At 75.5% G+C, this 19,571-nt stretch carries 21 protein-coding genes; 8 read left to right on the top strand and 13 right to left on the bottom strand.

Going from position 1 to position 19,571, the window contains the following annotated elements:
• Positions 1–26: 26 nt before the first annotated feature.
• The 11 genes from ACFY23_RS17105 to rimP all read right to left on the bottom strand — a co-directional run bounded on the left by ACFY23_RS17105 (position 27) and on the right by rimP (position 10,850).
• Entirely contained in the window at positions 27–1,352 is a 1,326-nt protein-coding gene (locus ACFY23_RS17105) for an MATE family efflux transporter (RefSeq protein ID WP_350680582.1), read from the bottom strand.
• Between the two features lie 412 nt (positions 1,353–1,764).
• A complete protein-coding gene (locus ACFY23_RS17110) occupies positions 1,765–2,277 on the bottom strand; it encodes an adenylate kinase (RefSeq protein WP_350680578.1) in 513 nt (170 codons plus the stop codon).
• Between the two features lie 557 nt (positions 2,278–2,834).
• A complete protein-coding gene (locus ACFY23_RS17115; RefSeq protein WP_350680636.1) occupies positions 2,835–3,044 on the bottom strand; it encodes a DUF6186 family protein in 210 nt (69 codons plus the stop codon).
• A complete protein-coding gene (locus ACFY23_RS17120) occupies positions 3,044–3,451 on the bottom strand; it encodes a hypothetical protein (protein WP_350680576.1) in 408 nt (135 codons plus the stop codon). The genes ACFY23_RS17115 and ACFY23_RS17120 overlap by 1 nt, the downstream gene beginning before the upstream one ends.
• 85 nt (positions 3,452–3,536) lie before the next feature.
• Entirely contained in the window at positions 3,537–4,514 is a 978-nt protein-coding gene (locus tag ACFY23_RS17125; RefSeq protein ID WP_350680634.1) for a bifunctional oligoribonuclease/PAP phosphatase NrnA, read from the bottom strand.
• A gap of 101 nt (positions 4,515–4,615) precedes the next feature.
• Positions 4,616–5,092, bottom strand: coding sequence for a 30S ribosome-binding factor RbfA (rbfA, locus tag ACFY23_RS17130; protein WP_350680574.1), 477 nt, complete (start codon positions 5,090–5,092; stop codon positions 4,616–4,618).
• A gap of 208 nt (positions 5,093–5,300) precedes the next feature.
• On the bottom strand, positions 5,301–5,594 hold the full coding sequence (locus ACFY23_RS17135; protein ID WP_091096658.1) for a DUF503 domain-containing protein: 294 nt from the start codon (positions 5,592–5,594) through the stop codon (positions 5,301–5,303).
• A gap of 87 nt (positions 5,595–5,681) precedes the next feature.
• Positions 5,682–8,678, bottom strand: coding sequence for a translation initiation factor IF-2 (infB, locus tag ACFY23_RS17140; protein ID WP_350680571.1), 2,997 nt, complete (start codon positions 8,676–8,678; stop codon positions 5,682–5,684).
• Between the two features lie 93 nt (positions 8,679–8,771).
• On the bottom strand, positions 8,772–9,104 hold the full coding sequence (locus tag ACFY23_RS17145; protein WP_350680569.1) for a YlxR family protein: 333 nt from the start codon (positions 9,102–9,104) through the stop codon (positions 8,772–8,774).
• A 16-nt stretch (positions 9,105–9,120) separates the two neighbouring features.
• Complete coding sequence (gene nusA, locus ACFY23_RS17150; RefSeq protein WP_350680567.1) at positions 9,121–10,164, bottom strand: transcription termination factor NusA; 1,044 nt, start codon at positions 10,162–10,164, stop codon at positions 9,121–9,123.
• The gene (rimP, locus tag ACFY23_RS17155; RefSeq protein ID WP_350680632.1) at positions 10,161–10,850 is read right to left on the bottom strand and encodes a ribosome maturation factor RimP; all 690 of its coding nucleotides are present in this window, start codon (positions 10,848–10,850) and stop codon (positions 10,161–10,163) included. The genes nusA and rimP overlap by 4 nt, the downstream gene beginning before the upstream one ends.
• A gap of 230 nt (positions 10,851–11,080) precedes the next feature.
• Here rimP and ACFY23_RS17160 point away from each other — a divergent pair, with 230 nt between their 5' ends.
• From ACFY23_RS17160 to ACFY23_RS17190, 7 genes are all read left to right on the top strand, one after another.
• Positions 11,081–11,530 (top strand): hypothetical protein, encoded by a 450-nt coding sequence (locus ACFY23_RS17160; RefSeq protein WP_350680630.1) that lies wholly within the window; start codon positions 11,081–11,083, stop codon positions 11,528–11,530.
• The gene (locus tag ACFY23_RS17165; RefSeq protein ID WP_350680565.1) at positions 11,527–11,973 is read left to right on the top strand and encodes a ferritin-like domain-containing protein; all 447 of its coding nucleotides are present in this window, start codon (positions 11,527–11,529) and stop codon (positions 11,971–11,973) included. The genes ACFY23_RS17160 and ACFY23_RS17165 overlap by 4 nt, the downstream gene beginning before the upstream one ends.
• 65 nt (positions 11,974–12,038) lie before the next feature.
• Positions 12,039–12,626 (top strand): PadR family transcriptional regulator, encoded by a 588-nt coding sequence (locus tag ACFY23_RS17170; protein WP_350680563.1) that lies wholly within the window; start codon positions 12,039–12,041, stop codon positions 12,624–12,626.
• On the top strand, positions 12,623–13,381 hold the full coding sequence (locus ACFY23_RS17175) for an ABC transporter ATP-binding protein (protein WP_350680561.1): 759 nt from the start codon (positions 12,623–12,625) through the stop codon (positions 13,379–13,381). The genes ACFY23_RS17170 and ACFY23_RS17175 overlap by 4 nt, the downstream gene beginning before the upstream one ends.
• Entirely contained in the window at positions 13,378–16,083 is a 2,706-nt protein-coding gene (locus ACFY23_RS17180; RefSeq protein WP_350819115.1) for an FtsX-like permease family protein, read from the top strand. Before ACFY23_RS17175 ends, ACFY23_RS17180 begins: the two co-directional genes overlap by 4 nt.
• Before the next feature lie 27 nt (positions 16,084–16,110).
• A complete protein-coding gene (locus ACFY23_RS17185; protein WP_350687328.1) occupies positions 16,111–16,611 on the top strand; it encodes a nitroreductase/quinone reductase family protein in 501 nt (166 codons plus the stop codon).
• Between the two features lie 85 nt (positions 16,612–16,696).
• Complete coding sequence (locus ACFY23_RS17190; protein ID WP_350687330.1) at positions 16,697–17,434, top strand: nucleotidyltransferase domain-containing protein; 738 nt, start codon at positions 16,697–16,699, stop codon at positions 17,432–17,434.
• Between the two features lie 94 nt (positions 17,435–17,528).
• Here the strand turns inward: ACFY23_RS17190 and ACFY23_RS17195 are convergent, their stop codons facing one another.
• Complete coding sequence (locus ACFY23_RS17195; RefSeq protein ID WP_350819116.1) at positions 17,529–18,245, bottom strand: VIT1/CCC1 transporter family protein; 717 nt, start codon at positions 18,243–18,245, stop codon at positions 17,529–17,531.
• Complete coding sequence (gene map / locus ACFY23_RS17200) at positions 18,242–19,099, bottom strand: type I methionyl aminopeptidase (RefSeq protein WP_350684183.1); 858 nt, start codon at positions 19,097–19,099, stop codon at positions 18,242–18,244. Before map ends, ACFY23_RS17195 begins: the two co-directional genes overlap by 4 nt.
• Before the next feature lie 96 nt (positions 19,100–19,195).
• On the opposite strand from map, the gene ACFY23_RS17205 reads away from it, so the two are divergent.
• A complete protein-coding gene (locus ACFY23_RS17205) occupies positions 19,196–19,513 on the top strand; it encodes an STAS domain-containing protein (RefSeq protein WP_350684184.1) in 318 nt (105 codons plus the stop codon).
• Positions 19,514–19,571: the final 58 nt, after the last annotated feature.

The raw sequence follows: 19,571 nt of genomic DNA on the forward strand, positions 1-19,571 counted from the left end.
CCGCGGGAGCGCCTGGACGGGCGTGGTCAGCGCACCGCGCCGACCACCGCCCAGCCGCCCGAGCGCAACCGCAGCAGCAGGGCGACCAGGCGGATCACCACGAACAGCGTGAGCCCGGCCCAGATGCCGCCGAGCCCGAGGTCGAGCCCGTACGCCAGCCAGATGGCCGGCAGGAATCCGCCGAGGGCGGCCACGATGGTCAGGTTGCGCAGGTAGCGGACGTCCCCGGCGCCGATCAGGACGCCGTCGAGGGCGAACACGACGCCGGCCAGCGGCTGCATCGCCACGAACCACGGCCAGGCCAGCATGGCCTGGTCGCGTACCTGCGGATCGGAGCTGAACCAGCCGGGGACGACGCCGGCGCCGGCGGCGATGAGCACGGCGAACGCCAGACCGCAGGCCCCGCCGAGCAGCCCGATCCGGCGGGCGAGGGCCCGCGCCCCGGCGTCGTCGCCGCCGCCGAGCGCGGCGCCGACCAGCGACTGGGCGGCGATGGCGAGCGCGTCGAGCACCAGCGCGGTGAAGAACCAGAGTTGCAGGGCGATCTGGTGGGCGCCCACGGCTGCGGCCCCGAAGCGGGCGGCCACGGCGGTGGCGGAGAGGAAGCTGGCCTGGAACGCGGCGCCCCGGATCAGCAGGTCCCGGCTGAGCACCAGTTGCTGCCGGATCAGTCGCGGGCGGGGCCGCAGCGGGACCCGCTCGGCGACCAACGCCCCGGCGAAGAGCGCCCCGCCGATGGTCTGGGCGACCACGTTGGCCACCGCGGAGCCGACCAGGCCGAGGCCGACCGGATAGACCAGCACGGGGCAGAGCACGGCGGAGAGCAGGTTCGGCCCGAGCACGAACAGCAGCGGACGGCGGGTGTCCTGCACGCCGCGCAGCCAGCCGTTGCCGGCGGCGGCGAGCAGCAGGCCCGGCGCGCCGAGCGCCGCGACCCGCAGCCACTGCGCGGCGGCGTCGGCCACCTCGCCGGGGCCTCCGGCGAGCGTACGCGCCAACGCGCCGCCGCCAACCTGCATGCCGACCGCGACCAGCACCCCCACCCCGAGCGCCAGCCAGGAGGACTGCACGCCCTCGGCGACGGCGGCGGCCCGGTCGCCGGCCCCGAAGCGCCGGGCCGACCGCCCCGTGGTGCCGTACGCGACCACGGTGCCGAGCCACGCGATGAGGGTCAGCACCGTGCCGCCGATGGCGAGCGCGGCGAGCGGCACCCGGCCGAGGTGCCCCACCACCGCCGTGTCCACGAGCACGTAGAGCGGTTCGGCGGCCAGCACCACGAGCGCCGGCAGGGCGAGCGCGGCGATCCGGCGGGGTGACGCGGCAGGGGCGGCGGCGACGGCTGGCTGACTCATCGCCGCCGATCCTGGCACGAGCACGGTAAGGATCGCAAGCGACACGATCACTTACCGGGTGCCGGCCACGACGACAGGCCGGGCAGCGGACACGGCGGCGCGGCCCGGCTGGGCGACAGGCCGGGCAGCGGACACGGCGGCGCGGCCCGGCTGGGCGACAGGCCGGGCAGCGGACACGGCGGCGCGGCCCGGCTGCCCGGCCGAGACCGTGACGAGCACGTGGCCGGCGAGGCCGGCCGCCAGGACACCCAGCATGGCCCAAACGTCGACCGGACGGGGAGCGCAGCCGAAACCACGGACAGGGGAGAGCGCGCCGGGACCACGGACAGGGGAGACCGCGCCGGGACCACGGACGGGGAGGACGGGCCGGATCTCGTCGCGACGGGCCATCCGGTCCACAGCAGGGCGGGGCTCAGCCCGTGGGCAGCCGGGCGAGCCAGCGGCGCACCTCGGCGCGGCTGCGCAGCCGGACCACCGGCAGCGCCGGCGCGTGCGCGGCGGCCGCGGTGAGCAGTCGGGGGCGGGATCGGCGCGGGTAGCGCCACACGTACCGGAGGAACTCGGCGTCGATCGTCTCCGGGCAGCCGGGCGGGAGGTCGGGGCGGCCGGTGGCGCGGTACGCCCACCGGCGGCGCAGCACCCGGCCGAGGCAGAGCAGCCGGCCCAGGTCGCAGAAGACCAGCAGGTCGGCGCGGGGCAGGCGGAGGTCGAGGCTGCCGCCGTAGTTGCCGTCCATCACCCAGGACGGCCGGGCGGCGAGTTCGGCGACCGTGGCCCGCCAGCGGGCGTCGTCGGGGGCCACCCAGCCGGGCTGCCAGAAGTGCCGGTCGAGGTGGATCACCGGAAGGTCGAGCCGGCGCGCGACCTCGCGGGAGAGCGTGCTCTTACCGGCGCCCGCGCTGCCGACGACGAGGATCCGCCACATGCGGCGACGATAGCGTCCACCGCGGACGCCCGAGAGCGGCGACAGGTGCCGGGCGGGCGGCGACGGGTGTCAGGCGGGCGGCGACGGGTGTCAGGCGGGCGGCGACGCCGTCGGCGGAGGCCGTCGGCGGCGTCACCGCCCGTCGGACTGGGTCACTGACGGGTGTCCATCGAGGTCTGCAGCGCGCGGCGCATCTGCTCGCGGGCCTCGTCGGTGGTCTCGGGCTTGGGCTTGCTCGGCATGGTGGTGGTCCCCTTCCAGGGCGCGGGCCGCCGACGCGACGGCAGCCCTCACGGGCGGTGTGCTGAACGCCCGGCAGCGGTCCGGGGTCACCGGAGCGGCTGGTGGGCAGCGTGTGAGCCCGGGTCGGTCCGACCCTGGAGGGAGGCGTTGCCGGGTGTGGCCCCACCGCCCACGACCAACGCCGCCACACGACGCCGGTCGATTCCCAAGCTATCGTTCAGGTCCACATGCTGCCCACGGTTCCCGCGATCTGGACTCACGTTGCCTCTCCGGCCGACGCGGATCACCGGATCGGGTGATGGAGGGGGAGGCGGTCAGCGGGCCAGGAAGTGCCAGCCCAGCCACCACCAGAACCCGAAAAGCCCGATCCGGCCGACGGGCACCGACCCCACCTCGTAGCGCATCACGTACGCGCAGACCTCGCCGAGCGTCGGAATCCGGGAGCCCTCGCGTCGGGCCGCCCACTCGACGACGGCGAAGAGCACCAGCGCCGTCAGGAAGCCGCCGATCGCCATCGCCCGCATCATCGCCGCACCAACCCCCAGAACGCGGACAGCCAGGCCAGCCAGGCGGCCGAGCGGACCAGCCGGTCCTCCAGCATCGGATCCGCCAGCCGGGAGAAGGTCGGGAAGTCGTCCCCGACGGCCAGCACGAACGTGGCCCCCTCGAAGACCCCGAAGACCACCACCGGAAGGGCCCACCAGGCCGCCGGGGCGCCGAGCCGGCGCGGCGCGGGCCGCCGGGGCACCCGGTTGCTCAGGCCCAGCCAGATCAGCACGCCGCCGGTGCCGAGGGTCCAGAGGTTGGCCTCCGTCGAGAACGACGGGAACCGGCCGCCGACCAGCGAGAGGCAGACGAGCACCGGCACGGTGACGGCGGGACGGTCCCAGGCGCGGGGCGCCTCGACGGTGAGGTCGTGGGGCTGCTCCATCCCGCGATTCTCCCCGTACTCACCGAGCGCGGGAAGACGGACACTCCCCGGAACTGACCCTGATCTTCCCGGCAGGCCCGCCGGGTCAGGCCCGGTCGGGCCCGGTCAGCGCGCCGTCCAGCTCCGCGCGAATCCGGTCGACGACCTCGTCGACCGTCCCCCGCCCGGTGAACCCGGCGGCGAAGCGGTGGCCGCCGCCGCCCAGCGCGACCGCCACCCGGCTGACGTCCACCGCACCCTTGCTGCGCATCGACACGGCCCAGTCGCCGGTCGCGGTCTGCTTGACCACGCAGCTCACGTCGGCCTCGGCGGTGCACCGGACCGAGTCGATCAGCGCCTCCAGCACGTACGCCGGCTGGTCGTGCCGGGCCAGGTCGTCCTGCGTGGCGTACGTCCAGACGAGACCGTGCCCGGCGGCGGCGGCCGGCTCCAGGCGCGCCCGGCCGAGCACCTCGCCGAAGAGGCGGACGGCGCCGAACGGTCGGGTGTCGAAGATCCGCCGGGAGATGTCACCGGGACGGATGCCGGTGGCGATCAGGCGGGCCGCGAGCTGGTGCACCGCCGGCGTGGTCGCGTCGAACCGGAACGAGCCGGTGTCGGTGCTCAGGGCGACGTAGAGGCACTCCGCGATCTCCGCGTCCAGCGCGACGCCGAGCCGGGCGAGCAGCTCCTCGGCGACCACCGAGGTGGCCGCCGCGTGCGGATCCACCAGGTTGATCCGGCCGAAGCGGGTGTTCGACGCGTGGTGGTCGAGCACCAGCGCGCCGCCGGCCGCGCCCAGCCGGTCGACCAGCTCGCCGAGCCGGGACTCGCTGGCCGCGTCGAAGCAGACGACCAGATCCGGGTCCGGGTACGCCTCGGTCGCCGGCACGAGCAGGTCGAGCCCGGGCAGGCCGCGGAACGGCTCGGGCACCTCCGGCGGGCCGGGGAAGGTCGCCTGCATCCGCCGTACGCCCAGCCGGCGCAGCCCCAGCCCGAAGCCGAGCATGCTGCCCAGCGCGTCGCCGTCCGGGTTGACGTGGCAGATCAGCAGCACCCGCCCGTCCGGCGGCAGCCCCCGCACCGCCGCGACGGCCGCCGCCCAGTCCGCCTCGTCGGGGCCGGGGTCGGCCGGTGGCGTCGCCTCGGCGAGGGCGCCACCGGCCGGATCGCCGGACGGTTCGGTCACCGCTGGTCCCCGCCCCGGGGCGGGGTCTCGTCCTCGTCCTCGTCGTGGGACTCGTCCTCGTCCAGCCGGTACGGCTGGGCCTCGCCCGCGTACTCGGCCCGGGCGGCGAGCCGCTGCACCTCGGCGTCGGCGGTGCGGGCCTGGGCGAGCAGGTCGTCGATGTGCTTGACCTGGTCCTGCACGTCGTCGAGGACGAAGGTCAGGGTCGGCGAGTGCCGCAGGCCGAGCGCCTTGCCGACGGTGCTGCGCAGCATGCCCTTGGCGCTCTCCAGCGCCGCGGCGGTGCCGGACTGGGCCGCCGCGTCGCCGAGCACCGTGTAGAAGACGGTCGCGTCGCGCAGGTCGGCGGTGATCCGGGCGTCGGTAATGGTGATCATGCCGAGCCGGGGGTCCTTGATCTGGCTACGCACCACCGACGCGACCAGTTCACGCACCCGCTCCGCGTGCCGGCGTACCTTGGCCGGATCCGACATTTCGCCACCTCCACGGCGTCCCGCTCCCGGCCGCCACCGGCGACGCGGAGCGCCCCCGGAGCCGACCGGCCAACATCTCGAACACTACCCGCGCGGCAACCGCCGCCGCGCGTCGCCGGCAGGGCGCCGGCCCGCCACGACGCCCCCGGCGCACCCGCGCCGGGGCTGTCGTGGCCACCCGCCGGACGCGCGAACCCCCGCGCCGGCGTCAGTCCTCCTCGCCGTAGAGCCGCCGGCGCACCGAGAGCAGCTCGGCCTCCGGCCGGCCGGCCACCAGACGCTCGCAGGAGTCCAGCACCTCTCGGACGTGCGACGCCTCGGCGGCCACCACGGCCACGGCTATCTCGGCCCGACCGTGCAGGTCGAGCGCCCCGACCTCGGCGGCCGAGACCTCGAAGCGGCGCAGGGCCGCCACGATCGGGCGTACGTATGATCTCTTGGCCTTGAGCGACCGGGAGTCGCCCGGCAGCAGCAGGTCGAAGACCGCGGTTCCGGTGAACATCGCTCCGGACGATACCCGGACGGACCCCCACATGATCAAGGGGTTTACGCCTTTCGGCGTAAACCCCTCGATCAGTGGTTCACCGGATCAGGCGCGAGCCTTCTCCCGCATCTCGAAGGTCTCGATGATGTCGCCGACCTGGACGTTGTTGTAACCACCCAGGGTCAGACCACACTCGAAGCCCTCGCGCACCTCCGTGGCGTCGTCCTTGAACCGCTTGAGCGAGCTGATGGTGAGGTTGTCCGCCACCACCGAGCCGTCGCGCAGCAGGCGCGCCTTGGCGTTGCGCCGGATGATGCCCGACCGGACGATGCAACCGGAGATGTTGCCGACCTTGGACGAGCGGAAGACGTCGCGGATCTCCGCGGTGCCCAGCTCGACCTCCTCGTACTCCGGCTTGAGCAGCCCCTTGAGGGCGGCGTCGATCTCCTCGATGGCCTGGTAGATGACGGTGTAGTACCGGATCTCCACGCCCTCGCGGTCGGCCATCTCGCGGACCTTGTTGGAGGCCCGCACGTTGAAGCCGATGATCGTGACCGCCTCGGACGAGGCGCTCGCGAGCATGACGTCGCTCTCGGTGATCGCGCCCACGCCCCGGTGGATGATCCTGAGCTGGACCTCCTCCGGGATGTCGAGGTTGAACAGCGCGTCCTCGAGGGCCTCCACGGAACCGGAGACGTCGCCCTTGAGCACCAGGTTGAGCGAGGTCTTCTCGCCCTCCTTGAGCTGCTCCATGAGCGTCTCGAGGGTGGCCCGGCCACGGGAGTTGGCGAACGCCGCCGCCCGCCGCCGCGCCTGCCGCTGCTCGGCGATCTGGCGCACCGTGCGGTCGTCCTCGGCCGCCAGGAAGGTGTCACCCGCACCCGGCACCGCGGTCAGACCGAGCACCAGGACCGGACGGGCCGGACCCGCCTCGGCGACCTGGTTGCCGTTCTCGTCGAGCATCGCCCGGACCCGGCCGTGCGCCCCACCGGCGACGATCGAGTCGCCCGCCCGCAGGGTGCCCTTCTGCACCAGCACCGTCGCCACCGCACCGCGGCCCTTGTCCAGGTGCGCCTCGATGGCCACACCCTGCGCCGGCCCGTCGATCGGAGCGGTCAGCTCCAGCGACGCGTCGGCGGTCAGCAGGACGGCCTCGAGCAGGTCGTCGATGCCGATGCCGGGCTTCGCCGCCACGTTGACGAACATCGTGTCGCCGCCGTACTCCTCGGCGACCAGCCCGTACTCGGTCAGCTGCTGGCGGACCTTGTCCGGGTTGGCCTCCGGCTTGTCGACCTTGTTGACCGCCACCACGATCGGCACGTCGGCCGCCTTGGCGTGGTTCAACGCCTCGATCGTCTGCGGCATCACGCCGTCGTCGGCCGCCACCACCAGCACCACGATGTCGGTGACCTGGGCACCACGGGCACGCATGGCGGTGAACGCCTCGTGACCCGGGGTGTCGATGAAGGTCACCGCCCGGTCCTCGCCCTCGTGCGGGACGTGGACCTGGTAGGCACCGATGTGCTGGGTGATGCCACCCGCCTCGCCGGCCACCACGTTCGCCTTGCGGATCGCGTCGAGCAGCTTGGTCTTACCGTGGTCGACGTGACCCATGACGGTCACGACCGGCGCACGGCTGACCAGGCGGTCCTCCGCGACCTCGGCGTCGAGGTCGATGTTGAACTGCGCGAGCAGCTCGCGGTCCTCGTCCTCCGGGCTGACGATCTGCACGTCGAAGCCGAGGTGCTCACCCAGCAGCTGCAGGGTGTCGTCGGAGCACGACTGGGTCGCGGTGACCATCTCGCCCAGGTTGAACATCTCCTGGACGAGCGAACCCGGGTTGGCGTTGATCTTGTCGGCGAAGTCCGACAGCGAGGCGCCACGGGAGAGCCTGATGACCTGACCCTGACCCCGGGGGGCACCCGAGCTCATGGTCGGAGCCGACAGGTTGTCGAACTCCTGTCTGCGCTGCTTCTTGGACTTGCGACCACGGGTCGGCCGGCCGCCCGGACGCCCGAAGGCACCCGCGGCGCCGCCGCCACGACCACGACCGCCGCCACCGGGACGACCACCGCCGCCGGCCGGGGCACCCGGACGGAAACCGCCGCCGGGAGCACCGCCGCCGCCACCGGGGCCACCGCGGTAGCCACCGCCACCGCCGCCACCGCCACCGGGACCGCCGCGGTAGCCACCGGCACCGCCGCCACCACCGGGACGGAAGCCACCGCCACCGGGACGACCCGCGCCGCCACCGGGGCCGCCACGCCCGCCACCGGGGCCGCCGGGGCGACCGGTGGTGGGCCGCTGGCTCGGCATGGAGGCCGGGCTGGGCCGCGGCGGCATGGAGGCCGGGCTCGGCCGCGGCGGCATGCCCGCCGGGCTGGGCCGGGGACCGCCGGCACCGGCGGCCGGCGGCCGCTGCTGCTGACCGCCCTGGATACCGAACGGGTTGTTGCCGGCGCCGCGCGCCGGCGGACGACCACCCGGCCGGGCACCCGGGCCCGGCTGCGGGGCGCCGGGACGCGCCGCGGCCGGGGAACCCGGACGGGGCGGCACGGCGTTCGGGCCGGGACGCGGACCCGGACGGGGACCACCCTCGGTCGGGGGCTCCCGTCGGACGTTCTCCCGCTGCTGCTGACGGGCGGCCTGCGCGGCCTTGACCGCGGCCTCCTGCTCAGCCTTCAGCGCGGCGGCGCGCGCCTCGGCGGCTGCCACCTCGATGTCGTGCGCGCTCGCCGGCTTGGCGACCGGGGTCGCCGGCTGCGGCGGGCCGGGGACCGGGCCCTTGGGCTTCGGTCCAGGGGTCGGCGCGGCCGGCCGCCGCGGCGGCATCGGCTTGGCCGAGACCCGGGGGGCACCCGGGGTCGGGGACGGCGTCGGGGTCGGTGCCGGACTCGGGGCGGCCGCCGGAGGGGCGGCCGGCGCCGAGGAGCCACCGGCGGACGCGACGAATGCGCCACGCAGACGTCGGGCGACGGGCGCCTCGACGGTGCTGGACGCGGACTTCACGAACTCGCCCATCTCCTTGAGCTTGGCGAGAACGGTCTTGCTTTCGACCCCGAGCTCTTTCGCAAGCTCGTGTACGCGGGCCTTACCTGCCACTGCACTCCTCACTCCGAGGTCGTGCGGGCAGCACCCGCAGCGACCTCACTCGTGCACTTGAAGCCTGGTCATTTCAGGGACTTCATCGTGTGCTCATGTCGGTCGTCCTACCTTGCTAGCGACCCTCGCCCGGTCGGGCTGACCGGACGTAGTGGTTGGCGCATCGACGTGCTCCGCCAGCTCACCGTGGTCGAGGACCCCGGTGATGCGCAGCGCCCGCCCGAAGGCGCGCCGCCGCACCGCTTGCGCGAAGCAGGCCGGATCCGGGTGCATGTTCGCTCCCCGACCCGGCAGCCTGCGGGCCGGATCGGGCCGAAGGCTGTGACCAGCCTCGTCGCCGACCGCGACGATCCGCAGCAATTCGCTGGCCGGCGCACGACGCCGGCAACCCACACAGGTGCGCTCCGGCAGCGCGCGTCGTACCACTGGAGAAAGTCTACCCCTAGGCGCCCGAGATCGCGCCGCCCGGCTCCGGGACGTGATCAGCTCCGCTCCGGCCGGTCGCCCCGGCCTGCTCCGCGTCGGACCGGATGTCGATCCGCCAACCGGTCAGCCGGGCAGCAAGCCGGGCATTCTGCCCCTCCCTGCCGATGGCGAGGGAGAGCTGGAAGTCCGGGACCGTCACCCGGGCCGTCCGGGTGGCCAGGTCGACCACCTCGACCCGCAGCGCCTTGGCCGGCGACAACGCGTTGCCGACGAAGGTCGCCGGGTCGTCCGACCAGTCGATGATGTCGATCTTCTCACCGTGCAGCTCGCTCATCACCGCGCGGACCCGCTGACCCATCGGGCCGATGCAGGCGCCCTTGGCGTTCACGCCCTGGGCGGTGGAGCGGACCGCGATCTTCGTACGGTGACCCGCCTCACGTGCGATCGCGCCGATCTCGACCGTGCCGTCGGCGATCTCCGGCACCTCGAGCGCGAAGAGCTTCTTGACCAGCGCCGGGTGCGAACGTGACAACGTGATCTGCGGACCACGCATTCCCTTGGCCACGTGCACCACCACGCAGCGGATCCGCTCGCCGTGGACGTACCGCTCGCCGGGCACCTGCTCCGACTGCGGCAGGACGCCCTCCAGCTTGCCCAGGTCGACGGTGACGATGCCCTTCTCCGCCCGCGCCTCGTGCGCCTGCACCACGCCGGTGACCAGGTCGCCGTCGCGGCCCACGTACTCGCCGAAGTGCACCTCGTCGGTGGCCTCCCGCAGCCGCTGGAGGATCACCTGCTTGGCGGTCATGGCGGCGATCCGGCCGAAGTCGTGCGGGGTGTCGTCCCACTCCCGCACCACCGTGCCGTCGTCGTCCAGCTCCTGCGCGTAGACCAGGGCCGCGCCGGACTTGCGGTCGATCTCCACCCGGGCGTGCGGTTCCGCCCCCTCGGTGTGCCGGTACGCGGTCAGCAGCGCGGTCTCGATCGCCGCGAGGATCGTGTCGAACGGGATCTCCCGCTCGCGCTCGAGTGCGCGCAGCGCCGCGAGGTCGATGTTCACCTCTCCTCGTCCTCCACATCATCTTCGTCGTCGAAGTCGTCGGTGTCGTCCATGTCGTCGAGTTCGTCCGTCTCCTCGATCTCGTCGAGGCGGTGGAACTCGACCTGCACCCGGCCGGGGCCGAGCTCGGTGTAGGCCCACGCGGCGCGACCGGTGTCGGTCTCCAGCACCACGCGTTCGTCGTCGGCCTCGACCACCCGGCCGGTGACCTGCCGGTCGCCCGCGGGCTGCCCGGGCGGCGCGCCCGCGCCGCGGGCGGTCACCTTGACCAGCCGCCCGACGTTGCGCCGCCAGTGCCGAGGCAGGGTCAGCGGCCGGTCCACGCCCGGGGAGCTGACCTCCAGCTGGTATTCCCCGGCGACGATGTCGCCCCCGGACTCCTCGGCCGCGTCGAGGGCCGCGGAGACGGCCCGGGAGACCTCGGCGACGGCGTCCAGGTTGATCCCGCCGTCGGCGTCCACGATCACCCGCACCACGTGCCGGCGGCCGGCCCGCGAGACGCTGAGCTCCTCCAGGTCGTAGCCGGCGCCGGCGACCACCGGCTCGATGACCTCACGCAGCCGGGCCCGCCGGGCGGCGAGGTCGCCGCGCGGGCCGCCGGCGCGTTCCCCGCCCCGGGGGGCGTCGGCACGTCGGGGTCTACCCGCCGGACCCGTCGACCTCGTGGCACGGCCACGCTGCGTCATCTCCGCACCCTTCTCCTGATCGACGGCGCCCGGTTCGGTCGCCATGCCGGCACGCCACCGGGGCTGACGCACCGGTGGCTGCGCAGAGCGTAACGCGCCTGCCGGGCACCGGACCGGGCGGCGCACCGACGCCGGTGGCCCACGTACGGCCGGTGATGGTGTTGACTTGTCCGGTGGCGACGGGCAGAACGACGCAACGCGGCAGAGCAACCGGGCATTCCCGGCGAACGGTGCTGCGCGCCGGGGCACTCCTGGCGCTCGGCGGCGCGGCGGCGCCACTGACCGCCTGTGATCTTCTCGACCGCGGCGACGATCCCGGGCCCGGTCCCGACCCGCTCACGCCGCTGCTCGACGAGACGCTCCGGCTCGCCGCCGGGCACCGCGACGCCGCCGCGGCGCACCCCACCCTGGCCGGTCTGCTCACCCCGATCGCCGAGGCCCACGGCGCGCACGCGGCCGAGCTGGCCCGGGTGATCGGCGTGCCGCTGCCCTCGGCGCCCGCCGCAACCACCCCCGCCCCGGCGGGCGACCCCGCTGCGGCGCGGGCCGCGCTGCGCGAGGCCGAGCGGGCCGGCCAGAAGACGGCGACCAGTGCCTGCGCGGCGGCGCCGGCGGAGCGGGCCGCGCTGCTCGCCTCGATCGTCGCCGCCCGGGCCACGCACGTGGAGGCGCTGAGGTGACCGCACCGACACCGTCCGGGCCGGCCGGGGCGCTCGGCGCGGCGCTCACCGCCGAGTACGCGGCGATCTGGGCGTACGGCCCCATCGGGGTACGCCTGACCGGCGCGGCCCGCACCGCGGCCCGGGAGGCGGAGGCGGCGCACCGGCGCCGCCGCGACGACCTGGTGGTGCAGTTGAGCGCGGGCGGCGGCGCCGTCCCGCCCGACCGGGCGGGCTACGCCCTGCCGTTCCCGGTGACCGACCGGGCAAGCGCGCTGCGGCTGGCCGTGGAGGTGGAGGAGCGTACGGCGGCGTTCTGGCGGGCGGCGGTCCCCGCCACCACCGGCGCCGACCGGGACAGGGCCCTGGCCGCCGTGGTCGAGTACGCCGTGCGGGCGACCCGCTGGCGCCGGACGGCCGGAATCACCCCGCTGACCGTGCCGTTCCCCGGCCGGCCCGCCTGACCGCCGCTGCCGGGCGGTGAGGCTCCGGTTGCGGGTCGCATACCAGGTATGCATACTCCGGAGCCATGTCCATCCGTCACGGGCTGCTCGCCCTGCTCGAACGCGGCCAGATGTACGGCTACCAGCTCCGCGCCGCGTTCGAGGAGTCGACCGGCTCGACCTGGCCGCTGAACATCGGGCAGGTCTACACCACCCTGTCCCGCCTGGAGCGGGACGGGCTGGTCCGCTCTCTCCCCGAGAGCGAGGCCGGGCAGCGCCCGTACGAGATCACCGACGCCGGGCGGACGGACCTGGCGCTGTGGTTCGCCACCCCGATCAGCCGCACCGACCGCCCCCGCGACGAGCTGGCGATCAAGCTGGCCCTCGCGCTGACCACGCCCGGCGTCGACGTGCGGTCGGTGGTGCAGACCCAGCGCAGCGCGACCATGCGGACGCTGCAGGAGTTGACCCGGTTGAAGTACGCCAGCGACCGCCCCGAGGACCTGCCGTGGCGGCTGGTGCTGGACGCCATGGTCTTCCAGGCCGAGGCCGAGGTGCGCTGGCTGGACCACTGCGAGACCAGCCTGGTGCGCTACCGTCCGACGGGGCCCGGCCACGCGCCGACGACGCCCGCCGAGGCGGTGGACCGGGCGGACGAGGAGGCGCGACGGTGAGCGCGGGGAGCGGGCCGGCGGGCGGGAGCCCGAGCACCGCCGTGCTCGACGTGCGCGACGTGCACCGCACCCACGGCACCGGCCCGGCGGCCGTGCACGCGCTGCGCGGGGTGAGCCTCGCCGTCCACCCGGGGGAACTCGTCGCCGTGATGGGCCCCTCCGGCTCCGGCAAGTCCACCCTGCTGGCCCTCGCCGGCGGGCTGGACGGCCCGACCGCCGGCGAGGTGCTCGTCGAGGGCCAGCCGCTGGGCGCCCTGGACCGGCGCCGCCTCGCCCAGGTGCGTCGCCGCCGGATCGGCTACGTCTTCCAGGACCTGAACCTGCTCGGCAGCCTCACCGCCGTGGAGAACGTCGCGCTCCCCCTGGAACTCGACGGGACCGGCGTGCGGCGGGCGCGCCGGCTGGCGCTGGACGCGCTGGCCGAGGTGGGCCTGCCGGAGCTGGGCGACCGCTTCCCCGACCAGCTCTCCGGCGGCCAGCAGCAGCGGGTGGCGATCGCCCGCGCGCTGGTCGGCGAGCGCCGGCTGGTGCTCGCCGACGAGCCCACCGGCGCGCTGGACTCGCAGACCGGCGAGGCGGTGCTGCACCTCCTACGCCGGCGGGTCGACGCGGGGGCCGCCGCGGTCCTGGTCACCCACGAGGCGCGGCACGCCGCCTGGGCCGACCGGGTGGTCTTCCTCCGCGACGGGGTGCTGGTCGACTCGACGGCCCCGCTCGGCAGCGTGGAGCAGCTGTTGACCGGCAGCGGTCGGTGACGGCGGGCCGGGGCGGCCGGCTCGCCGGCGCCGTCGGCTCCTGGTGGGCGGCGCTGCGGATCGCCCGCCGGGAGGCCCGACGGGCGCGGGGGCGTACGGCGCTGGTGCTCGCGATGATCACGCTGCCGGTGCTGGCGCTCACCTTCACCGCGGTGAGCTGGGACATGTCGAAGCTGACCCGGGCCGAGCGGACCGAGCGACGGCTCGGCGTCGCCGACGCGGAGCTGCTCTGGGTGGCGCGCGGGCCGATCGCCCAGGACGCCTGGGGCGAGGGCTGGATGTCCGGCGAACCGACGGTGGAGGCTGGGCAGGTCACCGCAGAGCAGGTCGCCGCCCTGCTGCCGGCCGGAAGCCGGGTCGTCCCGCTGCGCCGCTGGGTCAGCTTCGACGCCCGGGTCGGCGACCGGGTCGAGCGGGACGTCCCCGGCCGCGCCGTGGACCTCGCGGACCCGCTCGGCCGGGGGCTGGCCCGGTTCCACTCCGGCCGGGCGCCGGCCGGGCCGGACGAGATCGCGGTGAGCCCCGCCGCGCTGCGCCGACTGGACGTCCGTCCCGGCGGCACCCTCACGTCCGGGGACGGCTCCCGCTCCTGGCGGGTGGTCGGGGTGGTCGAGTACCCCGACGACCTGGGGCCGGTCGTCACACTGCACCCGGCGACCGCGGTCCCGGCGGGCGCCGAGCCGCACCCGACCTGGCTGGTGGACCTGCCCGGGACGGTGGACGAGGCCCTGTTCCGCCGGCTCAACGACCACGGCGTCCTGGTCCACGCCCGCGCCCCCGCCCCACCCTCGGAGGTGGACGTCGTCGGGCCCGACGCGTTCGGCCCGGTCGACGTCGAGGGGATGAGCGTCTCGGTGCTCGTCGGCGGGCTGGGGCTGCTGGAGGTGGTGCTGCTCGTCGGCCCGGCCTTCGCGGTCGGCGTACGGCGGCGGCGCCGGGACCTCGCGTTGGTCGCGGTGGCGGGCGGGGACGACGCCCACCTGCGCCGGATCGTGCTGGCCGACGGCGTGGTGCTGGGCGCCCTCGGGGCGGCCACCGGGCTCGCGCTCGGCGTCGCCGCCGCGTTCGCCGCCCGGCCGCTGGTGGAGCAGCACCTCTACGGCGTGCGCTTCGGCGGATACCGCTGCTGGCCGGAGGCCCTGGTCGCGATCGCGGCCGTCGCGGTGCTGGCCGGCGTGCTGGCCGCGCTGGCCCCGGCCTGGGCGGCGGCCCGACAGGACGTGGTGGCCGGGCTCGCCGGCCGGCGTACCCCGCCCACGCAGCGGCGGCGCTGGCTCACGGCCGGCGTGTGCATGGCGGCCGGCGGGGCGGCGGTGGCCGCGTTCGGGGCCGCCCGGACCTCGCCACCGGTCATCCTCGCCGGCCTGGTCCTCGGCGAGCTGGGGCTGGTCTTCGCCACCCCGACGCTGGTCGGCCTGCTCGCCCGGCTCGGACGGTCGCTTCCGCTGGCGCCTCGGATCGCGCTGCGCGACGCCAGCCGCAACCGCTCCTCGGCCGCCCCGGCGATCTCGGCGGTGATGGCCGCGGTCGCCGGCAGCGTCGCCGTCGGGGTGTACCTGGCCAGCGACCACGCCCGGAGCGTGTCGACGTATGAGCCGACCCTGCCCGCCGGCACCGTGCTGGTGCACCGGCCGGACCTGGATACCGCGCCCGCCCTGGCCCGGGTCACCGAGGCGGCCCGCGACCAGCTGGGCGCCACCACGGTGGCGCCGCTGGCGGGGGTGCGGTGCACGACGGAGTCGGAGCCCTGCTCGGTGGGCCCGGTGCTGCCGCCGCACCGGGCGTGTCCCTGGCCGCTCGGCGACGGCCTGAGCGAGGCCGAGCGGCGGCGGGCCCGCGCGGACGACCGCTGCCGGGGCCGGCCGGAGAACCTCTACGGCGCGTACTTCCAGGTGCTGGTGGACGACGGCCCGGCCCTGCCACTGCTCACCGGCGCCGACCCGGCCGACGTCGCCGCCGCGACCGCCGTGCTGCGCGCCGGTGGCGCGGTGGTGACCGATCCGCGCTACGTGGTGGACGGGCGGATCGAGGTGGCCGTGAACGGGACGGAAGCGGGCCGGCCGGTGACCTCGACGCCCGCCGCCGTCGCCGCGTACGCGCTGCGCACCGGGGTGCCGACGGAGCGGCTGCTGCTCTCGCGGCGGGCGGCCGACCGGCTCGGGCTGGCCACCCGCCCGCTCGGCTGGGCCGTCGCGGCCGACGCGGCGCCCGACCAGGGGCGGCAGAACCGGTTCGCCGCCGCGCTGCGCCCGCTCGGCGCCCATGTGGAGATCGAGCAGGGCGACCGGTCGGACGACGGGCGGCCGGCACTGCTCCTGCTGGCGGCCGCGGCCGGGGTGATCACCGTGGGCGCCGCTGGCATCGCCACCGGGCTGGCGGCGGCCGAGGGGCGCGCCGACCTGTCCACGCTGGCCGCGGTGGGTGCCAGCCCCGGCCTGCGCCGGCTGCTGTCGCTGTGCCAGGCGGGGGTGATCGCCGTGCTGGGTTCGGCGCTCGGCATCGTCGCCGGCCTCGGCTCGGCCGTGATCATCCTGACCGCCCTGAACCGCCGGTACGCCGGCTCGTGGCCGGTCCAGGACCCGTACCCGGTGGTGGTTCCGTGGAGCACCCTCGGCGTCCTGGTGGTGGTGCCGCTGGTCGCCATGCTCGGCGCGGGACTGTTCACCCGGTCCCGGCTGCCGGTCGAGCGACGCCTCGACTGACCGGCCGGGGACGGGCACACTGGTCCCGTGCCCGTCCTGGGAGCCCTCACCCGCCGCGTCGGCCACCACCGCTGGTTCGGCGCCGCCGTTCGCCTGCTCGTCCCCGCCGACCGGGTGGTCGGGCGGCTCACCCGGGGTCGGGTGGTCGCGCTGGGGCTCGTCCCGTCGCTGGTCATCACCACCACCGGCCGTCGCTCCGGCCGGCCGCGCAGCAACCCCCTGCTGTACGTGCCCGACGGCGGCGCGTACGTGGTGGTCGGCACGAACTTCGGCCAGACCCACCAGCCGGGCTGGGCGCTGAACCTGCTCGCCGACCCGGCCGCCGAGGTGGACGTGAAGGGCCGCCGGGTCCCGGTGCGCGCCGAGGCCGCCACGGGCGCCGAACGGGAGCGGTTGTGGCGGCTGCTGGTCGAGGAGTGGCCGGCCTACCGCACGTACGTGCGGCGGGCCGGCGGCCGGGAGATCCTCCTGTTCCGGCTGGTCCCCACCGGGCGCGGCGGGCCGGGCGAGCCGGGCGGGCGCGACTAGGCTGGTGCGGTGACCGGCGCCGCCGCGACACCGCGGGCCGGCTCGTGGCGGGCGGCCCGGTCGGCGAGGGCGTGAGGTGGTCGGCGTGGACGTGGACGGCGTGGCCTCCGGCGGCGACCTGCACCTGGACGATCCACGGTGGGCGGTGGCCGAGCGGGTCGCCGACGCCGCCCGCCGGCGTTTCCCGGCCGACGTGCTCGCCGTGGCCGTGCACGGCCCGCTGGCGCACGGCGACGACGACGGCGGTGGGGACGGCGAGGTCGGGCTGCTGGTGGTGACCTACCGGCCCGGCGGCGGTCCGCCCCCGGCGACCCGGCGGGTCGACGGCGTGCTGGTCGACCTGACCGTGGCCGGCGCGGACGACTACCTCCGCCAGGCCCGGCTGATCTCCCCGCTCTGGCCGCTGACCGCCGACCGGTACGTCAGCACCCGCGCGTTGCACGACCCGACCGGGTGGCTGCGCACGCTCCGCGACGAGCACCTGGGCCGGCTGGCCCGCGCCCGGCCGGCCGAGTTCAGCACGGCGGCCCGGCAGGCGTGGTACAGGGGCAGCGCGGCGCACGCCCGGGCAGCCCGGCTGGCCGAGTGGTACGAGACCGACCAGGCCCTGCTGATGCTGGGCGAGGCGCGGCTGGCGGCGGCCACCGTGACCGGCCTGCTCAGCCGCACCTACTTCCGTGACCCGGGGGACGCGGTGCGGCGCACCGGCCTGGCCGGCGCGGACATGACCGAGGTGGGCGTCGTCCTGGACCGCCAGGCGACGGAGCTGGCGGCCCGGGGCCGCCCCGTCGACGGCACGGTCGACGACCTTCTCGACGGCTGACCCGCCCCGCCTCAGGGGCGCGGCACTGCGGGCGACCTCGGCCCGGCAAAGGCGCGGGGCTGCGGCGACCTCGGCCCTCCGGGGCGCGGCGACGTCAGCCGAGCGCGCCCTGGACGCCGATGAGGGCGCCGACGAGGTAGGTGGCGCCGGCCGCCGCGGCGCCCAGCAGGAGCTGGCGCAGGCCGCCGGACCACCAGGCCCGGGCCGTGAACCGCGCGACCACCGCCCCGGCCGCGAAGAGCCCGAGCCCGCCGACGGCCAGCGCCAGCCAGAGGCTGGTCGAGCCGAACAGGTAGGTCAGCAGCGGCACCAGGGCGCCGATCGAGAAGAACAGGAACGACGAGAACGCCGCCGCCCACGGGCTGGGCTGGTCGTCGGGGTCGACGCCGAGCTCCTCCCGGACGTGCACCCGCAGGGCCTCCTCCGGGTTGCGCCGCACGGCCTGGGCGACCTGCATGGCGAGGTCGTGCGGCAGGCCCCGGGCGACCCACGCCTCGGCCAGCTCGCGCGCCTCCGCCTCGGGGTGCCGCTCCAGCTCGCGGCGTTCCTTGGCCACCTCGGCCGCGACCTGCTCGTTGGCCGAGCGGACGCTCGTGTACTCCCCCAGGCCCATCGAGATGGCGCCGGCCACCAGGCCGGCGGTGCCGGTGAGCACGATGCTGCGGGGCGACACCCCACCGCCGCCGACGCCCGCGATCAGGGCGATGTTGGTGACGAGACCGTCCATCGCGCCGAAGACGGCGGGCCGCAACCAGCCGCCGGACACGTCCGCGTGGTGCGCCTCGCGGAGCGCCGCCGGGGTCTCGGTCACGGCAGTGTGAGGATCTCGTGGCCGTCCTCGGTCACCACGATGGTGTGCTCGAACTGCGCGGTCCACTTGCGGTCCTTGGTGACCACCGTCCAGCCGTCGTCCCACATGTCGTACTGGTGGGTGCCGAGGGTGATCATCGGCTCGATCGTGAACGTCATCCCCGGCTCCATCACGTCGGTGGGGCGGGGGCTGTCGTAGTGCGGCACGTAGAGCCCGCTGTGGAAGGACTCGCCGATGCCGTGGCCGGTGAAGTCGCGGACCACGCCGTAGCCGAAGCGCTTCGCGTACGACTCGATGACCCGGCCGACGACGTTGATCTGGCGGCCCGGGGCGACCGCGCGGATGCCACGCATCATTGCCTCGTGGGTCCGCTCGACCAGCAGTCGGACCTCCTCGCTGACCTCGCCGACGCAGAAGGTGGCGTCGGTGTCGCCGTGCACCCCGTTGATGTACGCCGTGACGTCGACGTTGATGATGTCGCCGTCGGCGAGCACGGTGGAGTCGGGGATGCCGTGGCAGATCACCTCGTTGAGGCTGGTGCAGCAGGACTTGGGAAAGCCCTTGTAGCCCAGCGTCGACGGGTAGGCGCCGTGGTCGCAGAGGAACTCGTGCACGACCCGGTCGATCTCGTCGGTGGTCACCCCGGGCTTGCAGTGCTCACCGGCGAGTTGGGTGGCCTGGGCGGCGAGCCGACCCGCGATCCGCATCTTCTCGATGGTCTCCGGAGTCTGCACGTGCGAGCCGCGCCACTCCTGGGGACGCTTCTTGCCCACGTACTCCGGGCGGACGATGTGAGCGGGCACGGGCCGCAACGGGGAGAGCGTGCCTGGGGTCAGCGGCGCACGGACGGTCATGGGCCCAAGCCTATCCCCGGGCGGGCGGTCGTCCCCCGCCACCGCCCGCCCGGCCCGGTTGTTGCCGGGCCCGGACGGCTGTGCCATTGTGGCTGCGTGGATCAAGGGGACGGCGCGCCTCCCGTATTCTCCGCCAGCGCGGAGGCCGACGGTGGTCACGTCCGCGTCGTGGTGACCGGCGAGGTCGACATGGCCACCGCCGACACGATGGTCCAGACCGTGCTGCGGGAGCCGGCCGAGCGGGTGACGCTCGACCTGCGGTCGGTCACCTTCTTCGACTCGGCGGCGATCCACGCCGTGGTCCGCCTCGCCCAGCAGTTCCCCGACGCCTTCGCCGTCCTGCCGTCCCGGCAGGTCCGCCGCGTGCTGGACATCTCCGGCCTGGGCGACCAGACCTGGCTCCGCCCGGCCTGAGCGCCCCGCGCCGCGCCGGCCGCCGCCGGGCCGCCCTGAGCCCACGCCGCACCGGCCA

It is taken from the genome of Micromonospora sp. NPDC000121 (assembly GCF_042899165.1).
Lineage (GTDB): Bacteria > Actinomycetota > Actinomycetes > Mycobacteriales > Micromonosporaceae > Micromonospora.

What these genes read in the sequence shown, in the direction of transcription:
- ACFY23_RS17105 (WP_350680582.1), bottom strand. Translation starts at nt 1,352, where the DNA reads ATGAGTCAGCCAGCCGTCGCCGCCGCCCCTGCCGCGTCACCCCGCCGG.
- ACFY23_RS17110 (WP_350680578.1), bottom strand. Translation starts at nt 2,277, where the DNA reads ATGTGGCGGATCCTCGTCGTCGGCAGCGCGGGCGCCGGTAAGAGCACG.
- ACFY23_RS17115 (WP_350680636.1), bottom strand. Translation starts at nt 3,044, where the DNA reads ATGCGGGCGATGGCGATCGGCGGCTTCCTGACGGCGCTGGTGCTCTTC.
- ACFY23_RS17120 (WP_350680576.1), bottom strand. Translation starts at nt 3,451, where the DNA reads ATGGAGCAGCCCCACGACCTCACCGTCGAGGCGCCCCGCGCCTGGGAC.
- rbfA (WP_350680574.1), bottom strand. Translation starts at nt 5,092, where the DNA reads ATGTCGGATCCGGCCAAGGTACGCCGGCACGCGGAGCGGGTGCGTGAA.
- ACFY23_RS17135 (WP_091096658.1), bottom strand. Translation starts at nt 5,594, where the DNA reads ATGTTCACCGGAACCGCGGTCTTCGACCTGCTGCTGCCGGGCGACTCC.
- rimP (WP_350680632.1), bottom strand. Translation starts at nt 10,850, where the DNA reads ATGACGCAGCGTGGCCGTGCCACGAGGTCGACGGGTCCGGCGGGTAGA.
- ACFY23_RS17170 (WP_350680563.1), top strand. Translation starts at nt 12,039, where the DNA reads ATGTCCATCCGTCACGGGCTGCTCGCCCTGCTCGAACGCGGCCAGATG.
- map (WP_350684183.1), bottom strand. Translation starts at nt 19,099, where the DNA reads ATGACCGTCCGTGCGCCGCTGACCCCAGGCACGCTCTCCCCGTTGCGG.